Origin of the sequence: Nonomuraea sp. NPDC050404 (assembly GCF_040655495.1) — a bacterium.
Lineage (GTDB): Bacteria > Actinomycetota > Actinomycetes > Streptosporangiales > Streptosporangiaceae > Nonomuraea.
Genome location: NZ_JBFAKB010000019.1, coordinates 5,897 through 27,042, shown reverse-complemented (window position 1 = coordinate 27,042; position 21,146 = coordinate 5,897). Strand labels below are relative to the sequence as shown.

At 69.6% G+C, this 21,146-nt stretch carries 24 protein-coding genes and 1 tRNA gene; 6 read left to right on the top strand and 19 right to left on the bottom strand.

The features are described 5' to 3' along the window. Positions 1–47: 47 nt before the first annotated feature. On the bottom strand, positions 48–1,673 hold the full coding sequence (gene pruA / locus AB0I81_RS41340) for an L-glutamate gamma-semialdehyde dehydrogenase (RefSeq protein ID WP_360669181.1): 1,626 nt from the start codon (positions 1,671–1,673) through the stop codon (positions 48–50). A gap of 1 nt (position 1,674) precedes the next feature. Further along, positions 1,675–2,592: a proline dehydrogenase family protein gene (locus AB0I81_RS41335; protein ID WP_360669178.1), complete on the bottom strand. Its 918-nt coding sequence runs from the start codon at positions 2,590–2,592 to the stop codon at positions 1,675–1,677. Between the two features lie 76 nt (positions 2,593–2,668). Here AB0I81_RS41335 and AB0I81_RS41330 point away from each other — a divergent pair, with 76 nt between their 5' ends. Beyond that, positions 2,669–3,913: a helix-turn-helix domain-containing protein gene (locus AB0I81_RS41330; RefSeq protein ID WP_360669175.1), complete on the top strand. Its 1,245-nt coding sequence runs from the start codon at positions 2,669–2,671 to the stop codon at positions 3,911–3,913. Between the two features lie 474 nt (positions 3,914–4,387). On the opposite strand, the gene AB0I81_RS41325 is transcribed toward AB0I81_RS41330, so the two are convergent. From AB0I81_RS41325 to AB0I81_RS41300, 6 genes are all read right to left on the bottom strand, one after another. Continuing rightward, the gene (locus AB0I81_RS41325) at positions 4,388–5,251 is read right to left on the bottom strand and encodes an alpha/beta hydrolase (protein ID WP_360669172.1); all 864 of its coding nucleotides are present in this window, start codon (positions 5,249–5,251) and stop codon (positions 4,388–4,390) included. Positions 5,252–5,660: 409 nt separating this feature from the next. Then, entirely contained in the window at positions 5,661–6,497 is an 837-nt protein-coding gene (locus tag AB0I81_RS41320) for an aminoglycoside phosphotransferase family protein (protein WP_360669170.1), read from the bottom strand. Between the two features lie 62 nt (positions 6,498–6,559). Continuing rightward, the gene (locus AB0I81_RS41315) at positions 6,560–7,282 is read right to left on the bottom strand and encodes a glycoside hydrolase family 16 protein (RefSeq protein WP_360669167.1); all 723 of its coding nucleotides are present in this window, start codon (positions 7,280–7,282) and stop codon (positions 6,560–6,562) included. A gap of 22 nt (positions 7,283–7,304) precedes the next feature. Further along, complete coding sequence (locus AB0I81_RS41310; RefSeq protein WP_360669164.1) at positions 7,305–8,735, bottom strand: ATP-binding protein; 1,431 nt, start codon at positions 8,733–8,735, stop codon at positions 7,305–7,307. Between the two features lie 94 nt (positions 8,736–8,829). Continuing rightward, positions 8,830–9,933: a glycosyltransferase gene (locus AB0I81_RS41305; RefSeq protein ID WP_360669161.1), complete on the bottom strand. Its 1,104-nt coding sequence runs from the start codon at positions 9,931–9,933 to the stop codon at positions 8,830–8,832. 106 nt (positions 9,934–10,039) lie between these two features. Beyond that, complete coding sequence (locus AB0I81_RS41300) at positions 10,040–11,866, bottom strand: SpoIIE family protein phosphatase (RefSeq protein ID WP_360669158.1); 1,827 nt, start codon at positions 11,864–11,866, stop codon at positions 10,040–10,042. 58 nt (positions 11,867–11,924) lie between these two features. Here AB0I81_RS41300 and AB0I81_RS41295 point away from each other — a divergent pair, with 58 nt between their 5' ends. Next, a complete protein-coding gene (locus tag AB0I81_RS41295) occupies positions 11,925–12,644 on the top strand; it encodes a GAF and ANTAR domain-containing protein (protein WP_360669155.1) in 720 nt (239 codons plus the stop codon). Between the two features lie 3 nt (positions 12,645–12,647). Here the strand turns inward: AB0I81_RS41295 and AB0I81_RS41290 are convergent, their stop codons facing one another. Next, the gene (locus AB0I81_RS41290) at positions 12,648–13,004 is read right to left on the bottom strand and encodes an STAS domain-containing protein (RefSeq protein WP_360669698.1); all 357 of its coding nucleotides are present in this window, start codon (positions 13,002–13,004) and stop codon (positions 12,648–12,650) included. 178 nt (positions 13,005–13,182) lie between these two features. On the opposite strand from AB0I81_RS41290, the gene AB0I81_RS41285 reads away from it, so the two are divergent. Beyond that, entirely contained in the window at positions 13,183–13,953 is a 771-nt protein-coding gene (locus tag AB0I81_RS41285; protein WP_360669152.1) for a SigB/SigF/SigG family RNA polymerase sigma factor, read from the top strand. Positions 13,954–13,969: 16 nt separating this feature from the next. Further along, entirely contained in the window at positions 13,970–14,383 is a 414-nt protein-coding gene (locus AB0I81_RS41280; RefSeq protein WP_360669149.1) for an ATP-binding protein, read from the top strand. Positions 14,384–14,471: 88 nt separating this feature from the next. Here AB0I81_RS41280 and AB0I81_RS41275 read toward each other — a convergent pair whose 3' ends face one another. The 4 genes from AB0I81_RS41275 to AB0I81_RS41260 all read right to left on the bottom strand — a co-directional run bounded on the left by AB0I81_RS41275 (position 14,472) and on the right by AB0I81_RS41260 (position 16,597). Next, entirely contained in the window at positions 14,472–14,672 is a 201-nt protein-coding gene (locus tag AB0I81_RS41275) for a hypothetical protein (RefSeq protein ID WP_357866276.1), read from the bottom strand. A 6-nt stretch (positions 14,673–14,678) separates the two neighbouring features. Then, the gene (locus AB0I81_RS41270; protein ID WP_360669146.1) at positions 14,679–15,548 is read right to left on the bottom strand and encodes a hypothetical protein; all 870 of its coding nucleotides are present in this window, start codon (positions 15,546–15,548) and stop codon (positions 14,679–14,681) included. Positions 15,549–15,553: 5 nt separating this feature from the next. Then, on the bottom strand, positions 15,554–16,105 hold the full coding sequence (locus tag AB0I81_RS41265) for a hypothetical protein (RefSeq protein ID WP_360669143.1): 552 nt from the start codon (positions 16,103–16,105) through the stop codon (positions 15,554–15,556). A gap of 66 nt (positions 16,106–16,171) precedes the next feature. After that, on the bottom strand, positions 16,172–16,597 hold the full coding sequence (locus AB0I81_RS41260) for a hypothetical protein (RefSeq protein WP_360669140.1): 426 nt from the start codon (positions 16,595–16,597) through the stop codon (positions 16,172–16,174). Between the two features lie 100 nt (positions 16,598–16,697). Between AB0I81_RS41260 and AB0I81_RS41255 the strand changes: the two genes are divergently transcribed. Next, a tRNA-Pro gene (locus AB0I81_RS41255) sits at positions 16,698–16,774 on the top strand. 338 nt (positions 16,775–17,112) lie between these two features. Here AB0I81_RS41255 and AB0I81_RS41250 read toward each other — a convergent pair. Together AB0I81_RS41250 and AB0I81_RS41245 are read right to left on the bottom strand one after the other, a co-directional pair. Next, on the bottom strand, positions 17,113–17,298 hold the full coding sequence (locus AB0I81_RS41250) for a hypothetical protein (protein ID WP_360669137.1): 186 nt from the start codon (positions 17,296–17,298) through the stop codon (positions 17,113–17,115). Further along, complete coding sequence (locus AB0I81_RS41245) at positions 17,289–17,612, bottom strand: hypothetical protein (protein WP_360669134.1); 324 nt, start codon at positions 17,610–17,612, stop codon at positions 17,289–17,291. Before AB0I81_RS41245 ends, AB0I81_RS41250 begins: the two co-directional genes overlap by 10 nt. A gap of 324 nt (positions 17,613–17,936) precedes the next feature. Between AB0I81_RS41245 and AB0I81_RS41240 the strand changes: the two genes are divergently transcribed. Next, positions 17,937–18,713 carry a hypothetical protein gene (locus tag AB0I81_RS41240; protein WP_360669131.1) on the top strand — a complete coding sequence of 259 codons (777 nt, stop codon included), beginning with the start codon at positions 17,937–17,939 and terminating at the stop codon, positions 18,711–18,713. Between the two features lie 203 nt (positions 18,714–18,916). On the opposite strand, the gene AB0I81_RS41235 is transcribed toward AB0I81_RS41240, so the two are convergent. From AB0I81_RS41235 to pyrE, 4 genes are all read right to left on the bottom strand, one after another. Continuing rightward, positions 18,917–19,279 carry a hypothetical protein gene (locus tag AB0I81_RS41235; protein ID WP_360669128.1) on the bottom strand — a complete coding sequence of 121 codons (363 nt, stop codon included), beginning with the start codon at positions 19,277–19,279 and terminating at the stop codon, positions 18,917–18,919. Positions 19,280–19,281: 2 nt separating this feature from the next. Beyond that, positions 19,282–19,848 carry a hypothetical protein gene (locus AB0I81_RS41230; RefSeq protein ID WP_360669125.1) on the bottom strand — a complete coding sequence of 189 codons (567 nt, stop codon included), beginning with the start codon at positions 19,846–19,848 and terminating at the stop codon, positions 19,282–19,284. A gap of 31 nt (positions 19,849–19,879) precedes the next feature. After that, positions 19,880–20,230, bottom strand: coding sequence for a hypothetical protein (locus tag AB0I81_RS41225; RefSeq protein ID WP_360669122.1), 351 nt, complete (start codon positions 20,228–20,230; stop codon positions 19,880–19,882). Between the two features lie 217 nt (positions 20,231–20,447). Continuing rightward, the gene (pyrE, locus tag AB0I81_RS41220; RefSeq protein WP_360669695.1) at positions 20,448–20,978 is read right to left on the bottom strand and encodes an orotate phosphoribosyltransferase; all 531 of its coding nucleotides are present in this window, start codon (positions 20,976–20,978) and stop codon (positions 20,448–20,450) included. Positions 20,979–21,146 lie beyond the last annotated feature (168 nt).

Below are 21,146 nucleotides of genomic sequence, written 5' to 3'. Positions count from 1 at the left end.
GGCAGGACCGGAGGCTCTTGGCGGCGCAGATGGGCGGAGGGTGTTGCTCAGCCCATGTGCGGGTACCGGTGGTCGGTCGGCGGCACGAACGTCTCCTTGATCGCGCGCAGGCTCACCCAGCGCGTCAGGTTGAAGATCGAGCCGGCCTTGTCGTTGGTGCCGGAGGCACGCGCGCCGCCGAACGGCTGCTGGCCCACGACCGCGCCCGTCGGCTTGTCGTTGATGTAGAAGTTGCCCGCCGCGAAGCGCAGGCGCTCGGCGGCCGTGGCGATCGCGTACCGGTCCTGGGCGATGACGGCGCCGGTCAGCGCGTACGGGGCGATGCCCTCCATCTGGTCCACGACCTTGTCGTAGTCGCGGTCCTCGTAGACGTGCACGCCGAGGATCGGCCCGAAGTACTCCTTGGTGAAGATCTCGTCGGCCGGGTCGGCGCACTCCAGCACGGTCGGCTTGACGAAGTAGCCGACGGAGTCGTCGTAGGAGCCGGTGAGCACGTCGATGTTCGAGGCCGCCCGCGCCCGGTCGATCGCCTCCTTGTGCTTGGCGAACGCACGCTCGTCGATCACCGCGCCCATGAACGTCGACAAATCCGCCGCCACGTCGCCCACGGTCAGCGACTCGGCGGTGGCGATGAGGTCGTCACGCACGCGGTTCCAGACCGAGCGCGGCACGTACGCCCGCGACGCGGCCGAGCACTTCTGCCCCTGGTACTCGAAGGCGCCCCTGACCAGCGCCGTCATCAGCACCGCCGGGTCGGCCGAGGGGTGGGCGAGCACGAAGTCCTTGCCGCCGGTCTCCCCGACGATGCGCGGGTAGCCGTGGTAGGAGGCGATGTTCGTGCCGACCGTGCGCCACAAGTGCTGGAACGTCGCGGTCGAGCCGGTGAAGTGGATGCCGGCCAGCGCCGGATGCCCGAGCGCCGCCTCGGAGACGGCCTGCCCGTTGCCGGTGACCAGGTTGATCACGCCCGGCGGCAGCCCGGCCTCCTCCAGCAGCCGCATCGTGAAGTGCGCGGCGAACTGCTGGGTCGGAGAGGGCTTCCAGACCACCACGTTGCCCATCAGGGCGGCCGAGGTCGGCAGGTTCCCGGCGATGGCGGTGAAGTTGAACGGCGTGATCGCCAGCACGAAGCCCTCAAGCGGCCGGTACTCCATCCGGTTCCACACACCCGGCGAGGAGATCGGCTGGTCGGCGTAGAGCCGGCGGGCGTAGGAGACGTTGAAGCGCAGGAAGTCGATCAGCTCGCAGGCGGCGTCGATCTCCGCCTGCTGCACCGACTTGGACTGCCCCAGGATGGTCGCCGCGTTCAGCGTCGCCCGCCACGGGCCCGACAGCAGGTCCGCCGCCTTCAGGAAGATCGCCGCCCGCTCGTCGAACGACAACGCCCGCCACGCCGGCGCGGCCGCCAGCGCCGCGGAGACCGAGTCCTGCACGTCCTGGGCCGTAGCGTCGTTGGTACGGCCCAGGACGGAGGCATGGTTGTGCGGCTGGACCACGTCGATGGGGACTCCGCCGCCCAGACGCTGCTCGCCGCCGATGGTCATGGTCAGGTCGAGCGAGCCGCCGGACAACTCCTTGATGCGGTCCTCCAGCGTGGCCCGCTCGGCGCTGCCGGGCGCGTAGCCGTACACCCGCTCGTTCTCGGGCACGGGCACGTTGCTGATGGCATCCATTTTACTTACCCCCAAGGGCACGAAGGAAGAAGGCGACGTTGGCCGGTCGCTCCGCCAGGCGGCGCATGAAGTAGCCGTACCAGTCGTCGCCGTAGGGGACGTAGACGCGGACCGTGTGGCCGGCCCCGGCCAGGGCCTCCTGCCGGTCGGTCCTGATTCCGTAGAGCATCTGGAACTCGTGGTCGCCGATCGTCCGCCCGAAGCGGTCGGCGAGCAGCTCCGTGATCGCGATCATGCGGTCGTCGTGCGTCGCCACCATGGGGTACCCCTTCCCCGCCATGAGCAGGCGCAGGCATCGCGCGTACGCCTTGTCCACCTCGCTCTTGCCCTGGTGGGCGACGGAGGCGGGCTCACGGTAGGCGCCCTTGACCAGCCGTACGCGCGAGCCCTCCGAGGACAGGTCGCGGCAGTCCTGCTCGCTGCGGAACAGGTAGGACTGGATCGCCACCCCGGTCGAGGGATAGTCTTCGCGCAGCTTGCGCAGGATCGACAGCGTGGAGTCGACCGTGGTGTGGTCCTCCATGTCGAGCGTGACGGTCGAGCCACCGGCCGCCGCAGCGGCGCAGATCTCGCGGGCGTGCTCCAGCGCCATGGCCTCGTCGAGCCGTTGCCCGACGGCGGACAACTTCACCGACACCTCGCCCCTGCCGCCCAGCTCCAGCGGCCTGACGGCCTCCAGCAGCGTGATGTAGGCGTCGGCGGTGGCCTCTGCGGCGCGCGCGTCGAGCGTCTCCTCGCCGAGATGGTCGACGGTCACGGCGAGCCCGGCGTCGCGCAGGCGTTCGATCGCGGTGTGGGCCTCCTGCACGCTCTCGCCCGCGACGAACCGCTGCACGACCCTCTTCGTGAGCGGGAAGCCGGAGACGGAGCGGCGTACGAGACGGCTCCTGGAGGCGGAGAGCAGTAGTTGACCCAGCATGTACACAAGTTTAAAAACGCAGCTCAGAGGGGGCCATCGACGGGCGTAACGCCGCTTGTGGCAGGCTGTCGTACAAATGCACAACTCGGCAGACCTACAAGAGATCGTCGATGAGATCGCCGCCCGGCTGGGGGCGTCCGCGACGCTGGAGGACCGCTCGTTCCGGCTGCTGGCCTACGGGGCACAGCATGGGGACATCGACACGGTCCGCCAGGAGTCGATCCTGCGCCGGCGCGCCACGGGGGAGGTGCGCGACTACTTCGAGCGCTACGGCATCGCCAGGGCGGACGGCCCGGTCAGAATCCCCGCCGACGCCGAACTCAAGGTCCTGGCCAGAGTCTGCTGGCCCCTGCGCCACGCCGACGTCACCTACGGCTACCTGTGGCTCCTCGACTCCGACCCCACTTCCGGCTCCAGTACCGGCTCCGACACGGCCACCGGCTCAGGCTCGGGCTCAGGTTTGGACTCGGGCTCCGGCCCCGGCTTGGGTTCCGCCTCCGCCTCCGCCTCCGACTCGGGCTCCGGCTTGGGTTCCGCCCCCGACTCGGGTTCCGGTTCGGGCTCGGGCTCCGGGGTGCTGACCGCCGACCGGCTCCAGTCCGTCGCCCCGCTTGTCGCCCGGGCCGCCGCCGAGCTCGCCCAGGAGGCCAGGAGCAGGCAGGACCTCGGACGCGGCCTGCGCGCCCTGCTCTCCGCCGACCCCGAGGAACGCGCGAGCGCCGCCATCGAGACGCCGCCCGGACCGGTCGTGGCCATCGCCGTACGCGAGTCTCAGGAACGTGTGGCCGCCCTCTGGACCCTCCCGCGCGGCGTCCTGGCCCGTCCAGGCTCTCCCGTCGCCCTGCTGGCCCCAGAGCACCTGGCGGGGGAGGTGGCGCAGACCGTCCAGAGCGCGTACGGCACCGCGGCCGGCATCGGCGCGCCCCGTTCCGACCCGGCCGACGCCTGGCTGAGCTGGCGCGAGGCCCGCCAGGCCCTGCGCATCGCCGAGCACTTCCCCCGCCATGCACCCGTCGCCCGCTGGGAGGAGCTGGGCGTGCACCGGCTCCTGGCCCGGCTGAGCCAGGCCGACCTGCGCGAACTGGCCGCCGAGACCGCGGCACTGGACGCCGAACTGGCCCAGACCGTCGAGGTCTACCTGGACCGCGGCGGCCACGTCCAGAAGACGGCGGCCGAACTCGGCATCCACCGCCAGACCCTCTACTACCGCCTGGGCAAGGCCGAACGCCTCACCCACCGCAACCTGTCAGACGGAGACGACCGCCTGACCGTGCACCTGGGACTCAAAGCCGCCAGACTCCGAGCCTCCGAGACCCCGTGATCTCCACTGCGCCCCCGCGCCGATGGGTTTCCGTGCCGCCGGCCTCCGCCCCCGACGCCCCCGCTGCCCCTCCCACCGGGGATACCACCGCGCCTTTGGTGTTCCGTGCCGCCGGAATCCGCGGCCCTTGCTGCGCCTCCCAGGGAGAAACGACGGCAACCATGTGCCTCGCACGCCGGTCTTCCGCAGGGCGCCCCCGAGCCCTGCGGTGACCCTAGCGGCACCATCCGAGTCCTGCGGTGTCTCCCAGGGAACCCTCGATCCCAAAAAACCCGCTGATCCCAGAGGCACCCCTCATCCCGGCCGCGCCACCAAGCAGACGAGCACCGACAGCGCGGCCCTTGCGTCATGCGGGCGCCACCGGAGGCGCGAGGCCAGCGCTGGCGCCGGCCCGATCGTCCCTCCAAAGGCGGCACTGGCCCGATCGCCTCTCCTGAGGCAGCGCCGGCCCGATCGTCCCTCCCTGAGGAGGCGTTACCCCGCCAGGACCTCACGCAGCGTCACGGCGAACCCGTCGGGATCGCCGGGCATGCCGTACTCGTTGCCCATGAAGCCGCCGTGATGACTGGGAAAGGTCACGGGCTTGGTGCCGAGCCGTTCGGCGACCGCCTGGGCCGAACGGCAGGCCATCTCACCCTCCGACTCGGTCCCGATCCCGATCACGATGCGTGTGGACGCCGCCCCCAGCGCCTCGAAGTCGTGCTTGTGGTGCGTACAGGTGACAAGGTTCTGCGCGAACATCACGTCGTCACGGGACCCGTCGTCGGCCGGCATCCCCATCGCGGCCGGATCCTGCACGGGCAGCTCGCTCAGATCCGCGGGGACCGGCCCCCGCCGGCCGCTGACCGCCATGAACAGGGCCATCGCGGCCCCGAAGCCCGCACGGTCGTAGGTCCGCCGGATCTCCATCACCGCCCCGAGGGCCAGCTCCCGGTCGGGCAACTCCTGCCCGGCCGGCGGCTCGTGCGCCACGAGCGTACGGACCTGCTCGGGATGCCGCGCCACTAACACCAGCGCGTTGACCGCGCCCCCGCTGCTGGCGAAGATGTCGACCGGCCCGCCGCCGATCGCGTCGATCAGCCGGTGCAGGTCGTCGGCGTGCAACTCGGGCGTCGACTCACCGGCGCCTTCCGCCCGCTTGCTGCGGCCCGCGCCGCGCGGGTCGTAGGTCACCACGGTGCGGTCCTGGAAGTGACCGGCCAGGGTACCGAAGCCGGTGGCGTCCATCGGCGACCCGATCATCATCAGGATCGGCTCACCGCTGCCCGGGGCCTCCCGCACGTCGTAGGCGAGGGTGGCGCCGGGCACCTCGAGCGTGTGGGTCTTGGGATCGTTCATCAGGCCTCCTGAAGGCATGGGTCTGCTCCTTCTCGATCGCCAAAGTAGACCCCTGCACCGACAAAAACCGATCGGCCCGACTCGGGACGCGGCCAGTCTGGCTGAGCCCTCTACTCAAGGGTGTCGCGGCGCGCCTTCAGCCTTCGGGCCACTGTTCGCGCTGCTTCACGTACGTGCCGCGCTGCGGGACGGTGTAGACCCAGCCGAGCTCGCGTAGTTGTGTGCGGCGGGCGGCAAGGCCTATGTCCGGCGCATTGAGCAGGTGGGCCGGGAGAGCATGGTCAGCGAGAGCGATTGGCTGCGTCCGCATGCGGCGGGCGAGCTCTGGAACGATCTGTTTGAGGGGCGCGCCCGATAACGGGAGCCCGGGGGCCATTCGCATCTCTGCTCACCGGAGGCGGCATCGCGGTCAGCGGTAACCGGTCAGACCGTCCGCCAGTTGTTCCTCGTCGCCGTCCCGGTGCGCGGACAGGGCCTGCTGCAGGGCGAAGGTCGAGCGAATGACGGCGATGCGGGCGGCCATCGTACGGTCCCAGCCACCCAGCGTCAGCACGCGATCAAGGAAAGGCGTACCGAAGCTCGCCCCGATGGCCGCCAGGTCCTCGGCGGGATCACCGATCGTGACCTCGTCCCAGTCGATCACCCCGCCGAGCACCGGCAGCCCGTCCGCCCACTCCCACAGGACGTTCTCCGCACCGAGATCACCGTGCACCACCGCGTCGGTGACGTGCGGGAGGCCGTCGAGCGCCGCGAGTTCCCGCTCGGCCCGCCGGCGCCCGTCGTCCGACATGAGCCCGAACAGCTCCGTACGGACGCCCGCCGCGAACCGCCGCCACCGATCCCACGGCGCGGGCAGGGCCGATCGTGCCTTCTCCGAGGCCCTGGCCAGTTCGCGGAGCAGCGCGACGTGCTGCGCCGCCGCGGCCCCGGCCACCTGAGGATCTTCGAGCGCACGGGCCTCCAGCGGAGCGCCGGGAACCCGGCTGAGCACCAGGAACGGCGGGTCATGAGACGCCAGCAGCGGCCGGGGCGTGCGGAAGCTCAGACCGAAACCGTCCAGCAGGCGCAGCCCGGCAGCCCGATGCGGCAACCTTTCGGCAGCCGCTTCGGTGCGCGCCAGGCACACCACGCGCTCCGAGCCGATCACCACCTGGTGGAACTGCCCTTGCCGGACGGTGAGATCCTCCGGCGCGTCGCCCGGCAGCAGCCGGCTCAGCAGGGCGGGATCCGGCTCCGGGATTCGCATGCGCGGGTCAACCGTCCTTTCTGCCGCGCCCGATCGCACAGCCGCCATCCGTTACCAGGGCGCTACGTGGCCTTGTAGACCTTCACCCAGTCCACGTACATCGAGACGGTATCGGGAGTGGCGGAGTCGCGGCAGCGCGGCTCGCACACCACGTCGTTCTGCAGCGCCAGCCCCATCCGCCGCCCCTGCGGCACGTGCTCGCCGCGATAGTCCCAGACCTTCTTCCCGTCCAGCCAGAACGTCAGCCGCCCCGGCAGCCAGTCCACCGCCACCGTGTGCCACTGCCTGAAGTCGGCCTGTAGTTGCCGCCGGGCCCGGTCGCGGCCGTCGTGGACGAAGATGCCGCCGCCCCGCCGCTTGGGGTCCACGATCTCGGCGAAGTCGACCTCGGCGTAGTCCGCGCCCTCTCCCTGCTCCTGCGGCCACAGCAGCGCGACCGGCGTGTACCCGGCCCCGGCCTCCGCCTTGAACCTGACCTCCCAGCGCCCGTACTCCTGGGCGAGCCTGGTGGCCACGCCGCCGGACAGGTCCTTGCCGCCGTACATGCCGCCCTTGAGTCGCAGCACACCGTCGGAGACGGTGGCCGCCTTGCCGGTACGGGGGTTGTGTTCGGCCTGGGGTGAGTGGTAGATCATCCATTTCTTGGTGTTGATCGAGGAGCCGTCGAAGTTCTCCACGAGGACGGGCTTGCCCCAAGTCGGTGCGGCCTGCGCGTGTGCGGTCTGGGGGAGGACGGCGACGCCCGCGAGCACCGCCGCCGCCAAGATCGAACTGCGTTTGGACATGCGGACCATCGAAGCAAAGATTTCACTCAGATAACAGCCCATCTGTCCCATTAGTCATTCTGGTCACATTTCCCGGCGCGCCGAGCAACGATCGGGTCAGGGCCTCGCGAGCACGCAACATCTCCTCCAGAGCGGCCGTCAGGTGCGCCTCCGACGGCATGTCCGGGGCAGGATCCTCGCGCAGCGACTCCAGCACCGCCCGCCGCAACAACTCCTTGAAGAACGAGGCCGTCATGCCGTCCGTCCTGGTCACCAGCCGCGCCAGGTCCTCCTCCGGCACCTCGCGGGCCCCGTACAGGCGCAGCAGGGCGGCCCGGCAGACCGCGTCCGGCCTGGGCACCTCCACGGCCAGGTCCACCCGGCCGGGGCGGTTGGCCAGGGCGTCCTCCAGCAGGTCGGCCCGGTTCGTGGTGAGCACGAACGTGACGTCGGCGTCGGCGCCGATCCCGTCCATCGCGTCGAACAGGGTGAACAGCAGCGGGCTGCCCTCCTCGGAGTAGCGGCGCTCGTGCGCGACGAGGTCCACGTCCTCCACCACCACGATGGCCGGCTGCAGCCGCCTGGCCAGGGCCGCCGCCTCGGCGATGAACCGCAGCGCCGTACCGGCCATGACCACCACCGTCACGCCGGGCATGCGGCCCATCAGGTAACGCACCGTGTGGGTCTTGCCCGTCCCGGGCGGGCCGTGCAGCAGCAGGCCCCGCTTGAGGTGCTGGCCGCGGGCCAGCAGCGCCTCGGCGTGCCTGCCGATGCCCGCCACGTGCCGCTCGATCGTCTCCAGCACGCCCTCGGTCAGGATCACCTCATCGGGCCCGAGCGCCGGGCGCGGCAGGAACGTCACCAGGCTGTTGCCCCGGTGCTCCGAGACGCCGAACGTGAGGATCTGGCCGCGCATCACGTCGTGCCGGCGCATCAGCCGCTCGATCTCCTCGCGGGCCCGGGTGGCCGCCGGCCTCGCCGCCGCGATCACCTCGACCCTGCAGCCCTCCCTGCCGAACGTCTCGGCGGGCCCGCGCAGCGCCACCACGATCGGGGAGCCGTCCGGTGCGACCGTCTCCACCAGGCCGAACGTGACCACTTCGACGGTCTCCTCCGGGCCGACGGCCGTGGTGGCGTAGTCGACCGCGCCGGGCTCGAAACGCTCGAAGCCCCGGTTGGCCGCGGTCAGGATGTCTATCGTGTCGTTGTGCTCGCGGCCCTGCCCCGACACGCCGTACCAGGCGGGCCCGCCCCGCTCCGCCAGGTACGCGTCCACGCCGCGCTGCAGGCTGGCGTGCTCCCAGTTCTGGAACGTCTGCGTCACGCACACCAGGTCCTTCAGCGCGCACGACAGATGTCCCGTCACCCTGGCCACCAGCTCGGGCGTCGGCCGGGACTCGTCGATCACGGTGTGGGCGTCCTGGAAGAGCTGCTGCAACGAGCGGGCCAGCGATCCCGCCTCTTCGAGATCCATGAGCGCCACACTCGCACATCCGGCCGGATACGGAAATGGCGCCGGCAGGTGGCCACAGCCACCTGCCGGTGATCGGCGTACGAGCGCTACGGGGTCAGGCGCATGCCGCCTCGTAGACCCGTACGAGCTCCTGGCTCACCCGCTCCCAGGAGTAGCGCGAGCGCGCCCGGTCGGCGCCCGCGTAACCCAGCGCGGTGCGCAGGGTGGGGTCGAAAAGGATCTCGCGGGCCAGCCGCGCGGTGCGGGCCGGCCGGTCCGGCGGCACCAGCAGGCCGGTGACGCCGTCGATGACGGAGTCCAGGTGCGCGCCCACGGCCGAGGCGATCACCGGTACGCCGCAGGCCATGGCCTCCAGCGCGACGATGCCCGTCACGGCCTCGCGCGGCACCGACACCACGGCGTCCGCGCTGCGCATCAGCTTGGGCACCGAGGCCCGCTTGACCTGCCCGAGCAGCGTCACCCGGTCGGCCACGCCGAGCTGCTCGGCCAGCGCGCGCAGCCGGCGCGCGTCCCTGTCCTGGTCGAGGTCCTCGGGCTCGGGCCCGCCGGCGATGACGAGTTCGACGTCGCCCAGGCCCTGCAGGGCCCGCACGATGGTGTGCGCGCCACGGTCGATGGTCAGCGGCCCCACGTGCAGCAGCCGCTTGCCGGTGCCGCGCGTGGCGATCGCGCCCCGGCGCTGGAAGCGCTCGGTGTCCACGCCGTACGGCACCACCGCGATGTTCCCGCGCGGCACCCCGAGCCTGATCAGCGCCGACTCCTCATCGCCCGAGCCGGCGATGACGGCGTTGGCCCGGCGGCCGAGCGCCCGCTCCAGGTCCAGGCGCGTGCTGTCTACGGTGTGGAAGGTCTGCGTCACCGGGACGCCCAGACCCTTGGCCCCCGCCACGGCGACGAGGCCGCCGGTCCACGAGTGGGCGTGGATCACGTCCGGCCGCTCGCTGCTCCAGCGCTGCATCAACTGGGTGCCGACCTCGTTGAGGTAGGGCACCACGTCATCGACGGTGAGCGGCTTGGCCGGGCCCACGTCGATCTGCTCCAGCGTGACACCCGGGGCCACCCGCGTCTTGGGCTTGCCCTCGGCGTCGTCACGGCGGGAGTAGATGGTGACGTGGTGCTCACGGCCCAGCTCACGGGCGACCGACATGATGCGGTGGCGCTGGTTTCCGTTGGCGGAAGCGACGATGGCGATATTCATGGCACACCTCAAGCGTGGAAAGCGTTAAAGGTGTGCCTGCGTCCTAGGCACGTCGTTCTACGACTTCGACCATACCCAGATTTCCGCCGATCGCAAACCCCGCCGATCAAACGGCCCGGAGTGCGAACACCACGATCTCGTCCCAGACCTGGCCGCCGGAGAACGCGTGCCGGTCCGCCTCCACCGCTTTGACCACGGTCGATGGCGCCTGGCCCGCGCACCGGCTGAGCACGTCGGCCAGCCGCTCCTCGCCGTACGGCTCGCCGCGCTCGTTCCTGGAGGAGATCAGCCCCTCCGAGTAGAGCACCAGCGTCTCGCCCTGGACGACCTTCAGCGTCTCCGTCCCGGTCTCCGCCTCCCGCGCGATGCCCAGCGGCACGCCGCCGCCCGCGGCGAAGCGCACGCCGCCGTCGGGCTGCAGGATCGCGGCCGGATGGTGACCGGCCGAGGACATCCGGATCTCGCGCCCCTTCACGAACCCCGCCACGGCCATCACGAACATGCCGCTGCCCTGGTCCACCAGGGCCTCGTTGACCTTGCGCATCACCAGGTCGGGATTGGAATCCCAGGTGCTGAGCACGCGCAGCCCGCCGCGCACCATGGCGCTGACCGAGGCCGCCTCCTCGCCCTTGCCCGCGGCCCCGCCCAGAGCGAACCCCCACCCGCCGGAGACGGGGAAGATGTCGTAGAACTCCGCGCCCACCGACGAGCCCGGATGGTAGACGGCCGACGCCTCGTAGCCGGGGATGTCGGGCAGGTTGCGCGGGGCGACGCTGGCCGACAGCGCGTCCGCGGCCCGCGAGCGGCTCTGGAAGCTGCTCTGGGCGCGTACGGCCAGCCCGAGCTGCATCCCGACCTCCTGCATGACGGCCAGGTCGGCCAGCGCGAACGGGGGCCTGTCGTGCGAGCGCACCAGCGTCAGCGCACCGTCGGACCGGCCGATCGGCACGCACAACACCGAGCCCGCGCCCATCGTGGTCAGCAGCGGCCCCTCGCCGCCGAAGCCGAGCAGCGTCTCGTCGTCCACCATCTCCAGCACCACGCCCGAGCCGCGCTCCAGCACCTGCAGCACGAGCTGGCTGCCCGCCGGATCGGCCCCCTCCACCTGGCGTACGAGCTCGCCCAGCGGATGGTTCTTGGGCGCCATGACGACCGAGCGGCGCGGCGCGCCGTCGCGCACCATGTCGGCGATCACCCAGTCCGCCCACTCCGCCGCCAGCAGCCGGGTGGCCCGTTGCAGCGCGACGGGGCGTACCAGGGCCTCCTCGTCCAGCAGCAGCCGGGCGATCCGTACCAGCAGGTCCTGCCGCTTGGACGAGGCCAGCAGCAGCGCCCCGTCGGTCAGCTCGGCCCGGCGCACGCCGGGCTCGGGCAGCTGCACCGAGGTCGGCAGCGCGACCGCCGCCACCATCTGCTGCGGCTCACCCGGCATCGTCAGCCTGGTCAGCGCGAGCTGCACGGTGTGCGTGCGGCCCTGGTGCGCCAGCCGCGTCTCGAACGCCGCCGGCTGCCCGGTCTGCAACACCGACGTCAGGTGCGAACGGAACGCCGCCCGCCGCGACACGTCCACCAGCAGCGGGAACGAGCGGCCGACCAGGTAGCCGTCGGGGCTGTCGAGCACCCGGGAGGTCTCGGGGTTGATGCGCCGGACCACGCCGCCGCCGTCGAGCACGATGACGGGCACGGGAAAGGCCCGGAAAACCTGGCGCAACAGCTTCAGCTCGCGCTGCGCGCCGTCCTTCTTGGCCCGCTTGGGGGTCTTGCGCAGCTCCACCCGGGCCTCGGCCAGCAGTTCGGCGGCGGTGTCGAGCTCGGCCAGCGCCGCGTCGAGCGTGGTGGCCAGGTCGGCGGGGTAGGCGGCCCTCGCCTCACGCAACGAGGAGACGCGCCCGGCCAGCGCGTCTAGCGCGTGTTCGAGGTCCGGCATGGTCATGGTCTGACGCTACGCCACTCGGGATAATGCTAGCCATAAGGGGTAGAGGCTTGTTGCTATGGAATCAACCGCGATGATCACCCCCGGACTGGCCCGTGACCTGGCCGCACTGGGCCGGCTGGGTGAGGACAACTCCACAGAAAGCGTGCTGCGCGGCCTGACCACGGCGCTGGCCGCGGGCGTGCCGAACTGCTCGGGAGCCTCCGCGGAGCACTGGCGTGACCACCGCGTCCTGGTCTCCGGCTCGCACAGCGAGCTCATCATGCTCGTCGAGGGCGAACGCGAGCTGGGCGAGGGCCCGTCCATCGAGGCCAGGCAGAGCGGCGGCCGCGCCACCGTGACCGACGTGCTCAAGGAGACCCGCTGGCCCCGCTACGACGCGCTGGCCACCCGCTGGGGCGTGCGCTCCGCGCTCGTCGTGCCCATCGAGGTGCCGCCGGCCCTGCTGGTCGTCGGGCTCTACTCCGTACGCCCGGGGGCGTTCTCCCCGCAGGGCGCGAGTTCGCTGGCCGACATGCTGACCGAGCAGGTCGGGGTGGCCATGGCGAACATGTGGGAGTTCGAGGAGGTACGCACCGACGCCGCCCAGCTGCAGGAGGCCCTGGCCGGCCGGTCGGTGATCGACCAGGCCAAGGGCATCATCATGCAGACCAGCGGATGCACCGCGGAGGCCGCCTTCGAGGAGTTGCGCAGGATCTCCCAGCATCACCAGGTCAAGGTCGCCGACCTGGCCAGGCTGCTGGTCGAGGAGCACCAGCGCAAGTCCTCCACCCGCTGAGGTTCACGCGATGGCGGCCAGGGCGTCGTCCAGCGTGTCGTACAGCGGCAACCGCTGGGCGAGCCCTGTGATCCACATCACCTTGGACTTGGAGTACTCGACTCCGATCAGGGCGAACTTGGCGCCCGCGGCGAGGCTCGTCTGCCAGTGGTGGACGATCAGCCCGAGCGCGCGCGAATCCATGAACGTCACCCCGGCCAGGTCCAGGATCAAATTCGCCCCCGCCATCGACAGGTAGTCGGCGAACTGGGCGCGCGTCGTGGCGTCGAGCACGCCATCGACCCTGACCACGGTGATCTCGTCCACGGTCGTCGACGTCAGGCTGAGGGCCGTCATGGGGTCCTCGCCGTTCTCCGGCATTGTCACGGAGCAACCCTACTGTCACCACGGGATTGAGGAATACTTCCCGCGGGATGGGGGAGACTGGATCCGAAGTCCAGCAGAGGGCTTCGGTCTCGAGAGTAGAGCGAGGCGTGCCTCTGCATGGGCTTTTTTTGCTTGTCCAGCAGGCCGCCTGCGATCCATATGAGGAGCAGCGATGGCTGTGCAGGAATACATCCTCGAGGAGATGACCGCGGAAGAACTACTGGCCGAGATGGCCAGGGAAGAGACGCCCGACTCCCACCGGGAGCGCCTGCGTGAACGCATCGTCGAGATGCACAGGCCGCTCGCCATGGAGATCGCCAGGCGCTACCGTTACCGCGGCGAACCTTTGGAGGACCTCCTCCAGGCCGCGTATGTTGGCCTGATGAAAGCCGTCAACGGCTTCGACGCCAGTCTCGGGCACGCGTTCAGGGGCTATGCGGTGGTGACGATGACCGGCGAGGTCAAGCGCCACTTCCGCGACCGCACCTGGGCCATCCGGGTGCCCCGGCTCTACCAGGAACGCCGCTCCGAGCTCAACCGGCTCGTGGCCGACCTCAGCCAGGACCTCGGCAGGTCGCCGACCGTGGCCGAACTGGCCGCCAAGATGAACATCAGTGAGGAGGACGTCCTGCTCACGCTCGACGCCTCCGCCGCGTACAGCACCCTGTCGCTCGACGCGCCCCTCGGCACCGACGACGACGCCGCCTCGCTCGGCGACGTCATCCCCGAGGACGACGACACGCTGAGCAACATGGTCGACAGGGAAGCCGTCAAACCGCTCATCGACGCGCTCCCCTCCCGCGAGAAGCACATTCTGCTGCTTCGCTTCTTCGGCAACATGACCCAGGCCGAGATCGCGGCCGAGTTCGGAATCTCACAGATGCATGTTTCGCGTATTCTCCGCAAGGTTCTCGATCAGCTCCGCACTGAGCTGGTCGGCTGACGAAGGCGGTCGCCGGGTGAACGAGGACGTCGAGCCTCAGTCGGGCTACACGAGCCCGCCACCCGGCGCGCCCGTGAAGAGGTACCGCTTCCGCCTGCCGGACCTGCCGCAGGTCCGGCAGTTCGCCGAGGACGAGGCCCGTGCCGTCGGCATGCCGGAAGAGGCCATCGGCGACTTCGTCATCGCGGTCAACGAGGTGGCGACCAACGCCGTCACGCACGGGGCCGAGGTCGCCGCGCTGCGTACCTGGGTGATCGCCGGCGACCTGGTCGTGGAGGTGCACGACGAGGGCGCGTGGAAGCCCGGCCCGCTGCCGGGCGCCGTGGGCGGCATGGGGCTGTGGGTGGCCCGCCTGCTCTCCTCCGACCTGACGCTGCGCGTCGGCAGCGGCGGCAGCACGGTGATCATGCGCTTCCCCGGCAAAGGCTGATTCACAGAACTAGCTGCTTTGCTTTACAGAACTAGCTGCTTCACAGAACTGCGAGGACCCCCTCAAAGGGCCCTCGCAGTTAATTTGTCTAGCGGCGGGCTCTGCCGCCGCGCCAGTTGCTGTATCCGGTACGGATCGAGGCCGTGCCGACACCTGCCTGGTGCAGGGCCAGCAGGGTCAGCCCCAGCAGGACGAACGTCATGCCGGAGAACCCGCCGGGAATCGTCGCGCCTACCAGGTCGAGCAGGAAGCCCAGCCCGAAGATGATCGCTGCGATGACTGCGAGCATGTCATGTCACCTCATTTCCTGACTCTGATATTGAGCAGGCTGAGTGGGGGACTTGCTGGACAGGGCGAGCAGCCGCTCCAGCACGCTCCTGTACTCGCGCAGCGCCAGGCGCAGTTGCTCGGTGTCGGAGTTCCCGGTGTCCTTCCAGCGGTCCCGCAGTGAGTTCGTACGGGTCGTCAGAGTGCTCGTGAGAGACTCCACCACCTCACCGACCAGCCCGTCGGCACGCTGTACGGCCTGACCGGGGTCGTCCACGAAGGCGGCCTGCAGGTCGCGCCAGCGGGCCTGCACCTGGCCGGGGTCCTGGTCGAACAGGACGATGTCGTCGGGGGCGGCATGCGCCGGCGTGTCGGCGGCCGGGACCTGGCCCGCCTCCTTGGGGTCGGCGGCCAGCATGTCGCCGTCGGTCCTGGCGTACGGGTCCCGGTGACCGGCGGCGTCGTCGTAGACGCCGGCGCCAGCCGGATCGGCGGCGCCGGGAACCGCACCTACGGGGGCGGCACCGGGGACGGCGCCGGCGGGGGCGGCGGCAGCGTGCTCGTCATCGGCACGCGGCCCACGACGCCTGTCGTCGATGTCGTCGACGCCGTCGATGTTGTCGGCGTTCTCGTCATTGCCGACGTGCGGGTCACGGCTGCCGGTCACCGGCCCGGGACCCGCCTGCTCGTCATCCACCCGGGGAAGCCGCTCGGTCCCGGCCTCACCGCGGACGAGTTCCTCGTCGTCGGTGAGTCCGTCGCGCCGGGCCTCCTCCGCACGGACGCGCTCCCGCTCCTCGCTGCCCCGGAACGTGTCGGGATCGCTACCGGGAGCGACCTCGTCGTCCTTCCTGACATCGTTACGTTGCGACGGCACCTTCAGCTCGTCGCTGCTCATATCGTTCACCGTCCCTGTGTGGTGTTCTGGAGCAGTTCTTCGAACAGCGCGCGGTAGTGCACCATGGCCTGCCGGAGGTCCTCGGTGGAGGCCTCCTTCCTGGCCGCACGCCCGCTGATCTCGTGCGCGGTCCTGTAGTGGTCGAGCGTCGAGGCGTGTCCCACCGACAGGTCGGACAGACGCTGCTCGAAGTTCTCCGTCGGGTAGCCCCGCTCCGCCATGACCGCCGTGACCAGCTGGTCGGCCTCGGTCACCGCGAATCCGGGCGCGTCCACGAAGCGTTCCTGCACCTCGATCCAGCGGGTCGCGTACGCGTCGCGGGACTCCTGCGTCAGGGGCCGGATGTCGAGCTCGGAGTGGCGCTGCTCACGGCTGCGCAGCTCCTGCTCGGCCTCCTTGCGGTTGTTGTCGTGCTCGGCGACTATGCGTTCGTATTCGGGGCCGAAGCGTTCGCGGAGATGAGTGCGGCGCTTCTGCTGCTGCAGCATGAAGTAACCCACTGCGGCGAGCGCCACCACCGCGACCACGACGACGGCCACCCATGCAAAGGTGGACATGATGTTCGCCTCCGGTCTGTGTCAAGACCAGCGACTGCCCTCGAACGGCAGGTCGAAACGCCGTACTCAGTGGGCTTCGAGGCTCTTTCTCGCCGCCGCGAGCACAGAGGCGACGTGCGAGCCGCCGGGCCCCGCCGGGATCTCGCTGAACCCCTCCGCGGCGTCGTACCGCACGTCGAGCCCGGAATCGACGAGCCGCTGAGCCCACCGCAGCGCGGTGTTCAACCGCTCGGCCGCCGGCGGCTTGCCCTGGGCCGCCGCCGACAGGTTCCGCAGGTTCGTCGCGGGCCCGGACTGGGAGTGCGCGCGGGCCAGCTTCCATGGCAGGGCGGCGCCGTGGTCGAGCATCGGCTTGGCCAGCCCGGCGGCCCGCTTGGCCTGCAGCACCCCCGACTCGCTGACCCCGAAGTGAGCGGCCAGCTCCTGCACGCTCATCCCCTCGCCGACGAGCCTGGCCAGCTCTCTGCGATCAATGGTCGCCTTACGCCCCACCTGCGGCCCTCCGCTCCCGTTCGCCGTGTACGCGCCTACCCCCGTTGTGCGCTAAGGTTATGACGTCCCGCCCCGCAGGGGGCGGCCGACACAGCACGACCGGGACGTAGCGCAGCTTGGTAGCGCACTTGACTGGGGGTCAAGGGGTCGCAGGTTCAAATCCTGTCGTCCCGACCAGATGCTTGCTGGTCGATGAGGGTGTCATCCGTGAGGGTGGCACCCTTTCGCGTTGGTGAGTGACTAACTGGGTGACTATCAAGGGCTCGCTGCGCTCGCCACGGGGCCGCCCGCCCGCTTAGCGGTCTGGCGGGCTTGCGCGTGCGGCCTGGGGGCCGTTCGCGCCCGCCACCGCACGCGGGCCGCCGGCCCCGACGATGAGCATGGATGACGGTGAGCATTCAAGAGTCTGGCGCCCCGCTTCCGGTGCTCGGGCCTGGAGGCCCTGCGCTCCGGGTCGGGTTGCCATCGATTCACCTGAGCTGCTGTCTGTGGTGGTTCCCCGGTGTGGTGCCGGGTCATTTCAGCCGGGCCTCCGCCCGCAGATTCGCGGCCAATTCGGTCAGCGTCTTCCCGCAGCGGACGTTGGACAGCCCGCTCGTTTGCGGAACCAGGTCCCGGCGCATGGCCACCCAGCCCCCGGCCATGTCCTGAACCTGCCACGCCGGATACTCCCTGATCAACTGCTCCAAGGTCACGGACACGGCTGCCCTCCAGCGGTCGGTGCCGAGGGCGTGTGAGCCTCTCGCAGTTGGGCGTAGCGGAGAGCGATGCGGTGGGCGGCCCGAGCCGGTTCGGTGGAGGAGTGCCAGGCGTAGATGACCCGCTGCCGCCTTGCGTCCCACGCCGATCGCCACCAGTACCGCCCGCCGTGGCACCAGACGACCAACCCGGCCCAGACGGACACCAGGGCCACGCCGTAGCCGTCGTGCACCTCTGCGGAGACGCCCTGAACGGCGAGAGCATCGGCCAGGGCTGCGGCGGCGTGTGTCTCCGGCCGGGGCGAAGACGGGCTCACAGCGCCTGCTCCGCTGCGTCCTGCTCCTTCAACTGCTCGGCGAGCCGCGCGACGTCATCCGCATCGATCGTCTGGCAGAGGCCATGATCCACCTCTTGCCGGGATAGGTGTCGGCCGTTTCGCGTTGCCCAGAGACGCCCCGCAGAACTACGCCAAATGCACCAACCAGGAAAAGCCTCCTGGAGGTCTTCGAGAATTACCGGTGTGGACATGGAAACAGCGTGCTTACCCAGGCGATACGAACCCACCGCGTTATCAAGACGTCCAGGACGTTACGGAGTTACGCTCAAAACGTCCCTGACGTCCTCCGCTTCGAGGTGTACCGTGGCCAACGTCCCCCTACGCAGCGCGATGCTGACCGCCCAGGTCACGAACCAGACGTTGGCCGACCGATGTGGCGTGGACGTCAAGACGGTGGAACGCTGGTTGCAGGACGAAGCGCGTATTCCGCACATGCGACACCAATGGGCCGCCGCAGAGGCACTAGGAGCTGAGACAGCAGTGCTATGGCCAGACGCAATCCGCAATACGGTGAAAACGGGACCCGACAAAGAAGTCTTGACCGTTTATCCGTATCGCTCCGCATGTCCGAAATCAATCTGGCGCAATCTCATCAACTCGGCACGCAATGAGATCGTGTTCGCCGGTTACACGAACTACTTCCTATGGCTGGAACACCCGAACCTGGCCAAGGTCCTCAAGCGGAAAGTGCAGCAGGGCTGCAAGATCCGGTTCCTCGTCGGCGACCCGGACAGCGACGTCACCCGCCGTCGCGAGGAGGTGGAGAACGTCCCGCTGACCGTCTCCACCCGCATCCGGATCACGCTGTCGGAGATCGAACAGCTACGCGACGTGCCCGGCGTCGAGGCCCGGTTCGGTGACGAGCACATCGCCATGAGCGTGTTCCGGTTCGACGCGGAGATGCTCGTCACGCCCCACCTGGCCAAGCTCGTCGGGCACGACTCGCCGATGCTCCATCTACGGCGTTGTCAGGAGGACGGGCTGTTCGACCGGTTCGCCTATCACGCCTCTGAGCTGTGGAGTAACGGCCGTGATGTGTGGCAGCAACCCCAGTCCACAGGCCCGATTTCGAGTGACTAACTGGGTGACGATCAGCCCGGACACCCCTGGACATCAGGGGCCTGCACAGGACCATAATCCCAGGTAGGGGTGGGCATCAGTGCTGATCCCACCCCCTCGTGATGTGCCTGGGGGTCAAGGGGTCGCAGGTTCAAATCCTGTCGTCCCGACAGGTCAGAAGGGGCACCAGAGGATCTCTGGTGCCCCTTCTTCGATCCCCGAGCTTAGTTGCGGTACCTGCACTTGATGTGCGCGGTTCCGCGGATGCCGGTCCACTTGCAGGTGCTGTACGCCGGGCTGAGTCGTGGATGCGTCATTGTGGTGTGCCCGGCGGTGCCGCTCGAACGGTATGACGTGTTCGTGAGGTTCGAGTCGGAATATATGTAGACATTGGTCCACGTGCCGGACTCGACAGTGCCTCCCGTGATCGACAGGTGGGAAGCGCTGCCACACTGCCTGTTCTGGGCGATCTCCCGGTTGCAGTACGTGATGAGGGCGGCGTGCGCGGTTCCGGTCGTGGCGGCGAAGACGGGAAGCGATACGAGGAAGGCCAGAACGAGGTACAGGGGCCTCTTGAGGTTGGGCATCTTCATCGCACCTGGGTGGGAGCCAGGTCGGAGAGCGCAAAGGTCCCGTTCGTGCCGGTGACGCTCCGAGGTCCGTCCGGCTCGGCGGCGGGATCGGCGAGGACCAGGTTGGGTGAGACCACGGTGTACGCGTCGCCGAGTTGGGCGGCGGGCACGCCGTCCGGCAGGAGGTAGGCCTCGCTCGCGCCGGGCGGGCCGGCCACCTGCAGACCCACGCCCTTCGTGGTGAAGTCGGACGGCGGCGCGCACGAAGCGCCGGCGACGAAATCGGCCGCCGTGTCGCCGACGACCGTGATCAGGCAGAGCTCGCCGTTGGCATCGATCCCGGACCAGTACGTGGCGGTGCCGGCGGAACCGAGCCGCCGGGTCGTCGCCGCGGCGACCAGTTCACCGACCTCGGTGCCGGCGGAGATGAACTCGGGCAGGCGATCCACCGGAGTCTGGCTCTGGGACATCAGCGACAGGTGCTCGGTCGCGCTCTCCGGGGTCGCGGTGTCGGCCTGCGCCGTGGCGGCGAGGGAAAGGCCGATCACGGTGGCGACAGCCGCCAGGATCAACGGTTTTCTCATGATGAATTCCTCACTCCGTCTGCCGTCGCGACTAGGAAGCAATGCGTGATTCGCATTTCAGGGTTTTGCTGCCGGTCGATCCCGCGAGAACCCATTTGCAGCCGCTGCGTCCATAGGCGTAGCGCGGGTGACTCAGAACGACGGTTCCGCTCACGCTGTTGGAGGTGGCGTGCAGGCCGCCGTCCGCACCGTTGTAGGTGTTCGCGTAGAGGCGGAAGACGCTGCCGGTGGTGCTGGTCCTGGCGCCCTTTCTGGGGCCCATCGCCGCGTGGAGGTAGAGGGTGCCCGCCCTGGCCGTACTGTTCTTGTATGTCGTGTAGTGATCGGCGTACGCCGCACCGGGAGCCACGATTATCGCCGCGCCGGCGGCCACAATCACCATGAGACCGGATCTGAGTCTCATCAGTTCCTCTCAAAGCGGGGAGTCGAAATGAGCTCTGTCACGCCCTGATTATGGAGATGGCCGGGATAATGGCGGCACATTTCTGATACAGATCCGCATATTCCGGCCGTATACCGCCGGATGCTTGGCTAAAGGCGGCGCTTGCGAACGGGAGTGAGCCAAGTACAAGTCGTCGTGGACCACGCGGAGGGGGTCATCATTGCTTGACGGCCGTGCGCAGATCGGTGGCGGTCAGCAGCGGCGAAAGGGCGATGCCTTCGGCTGCCAGGGCCGCCGGGCCTCCCTGTTCGCGGTCGATGACGCACACCGCCTGGCTGATCCACGCCCCCAGGCCGCGCAGGTCGGCGGTGGACAGGACGATCTGGCCGCCGCTGGTGACGACGTCCTCGACCACCAGCACCCGCCGTCCCGCCACCTCGGCGCCTTCGGCCAGCCGGCCGGTTCCGTACGTCTTGGCCTCCTTGCGGACGAACGCGCATGGCAGGCCGGTGTGCCTGCCGAGGGCGGTGACCACCGGGATCCCGCCCATCTCCAGCCCGGCGAGCACCTCGACGTCCGCCGGGACCAGGGCAACCATCGCCCGCGCGATGTCGTCGAGCAGGACGGGATCGCTCTCGAACCGGTACTTGTCGAAGTATTCGGTGGCGGTACGGCCCGAGCGGAGCACGAAGTGGCCGGTGAGGTGAGCCGTGGAATGGATCCGGCAGGCCAGGTCGGAGAGTGTCACAGGCAATCAGTCTCCCAGATGGCGGTCGGCGTGGGCTCAGGGCGAGGCCGCAGGACATGGGTCCGAGCGGGTTCAGGGCGAGGCCGCAGGACATGGGTCCGAGCGGGTTCAGGGCGAGGCCGCAGGACATGGGTCCGAGCGGGTTCAGGGCGAGGCCGCAGGACATGG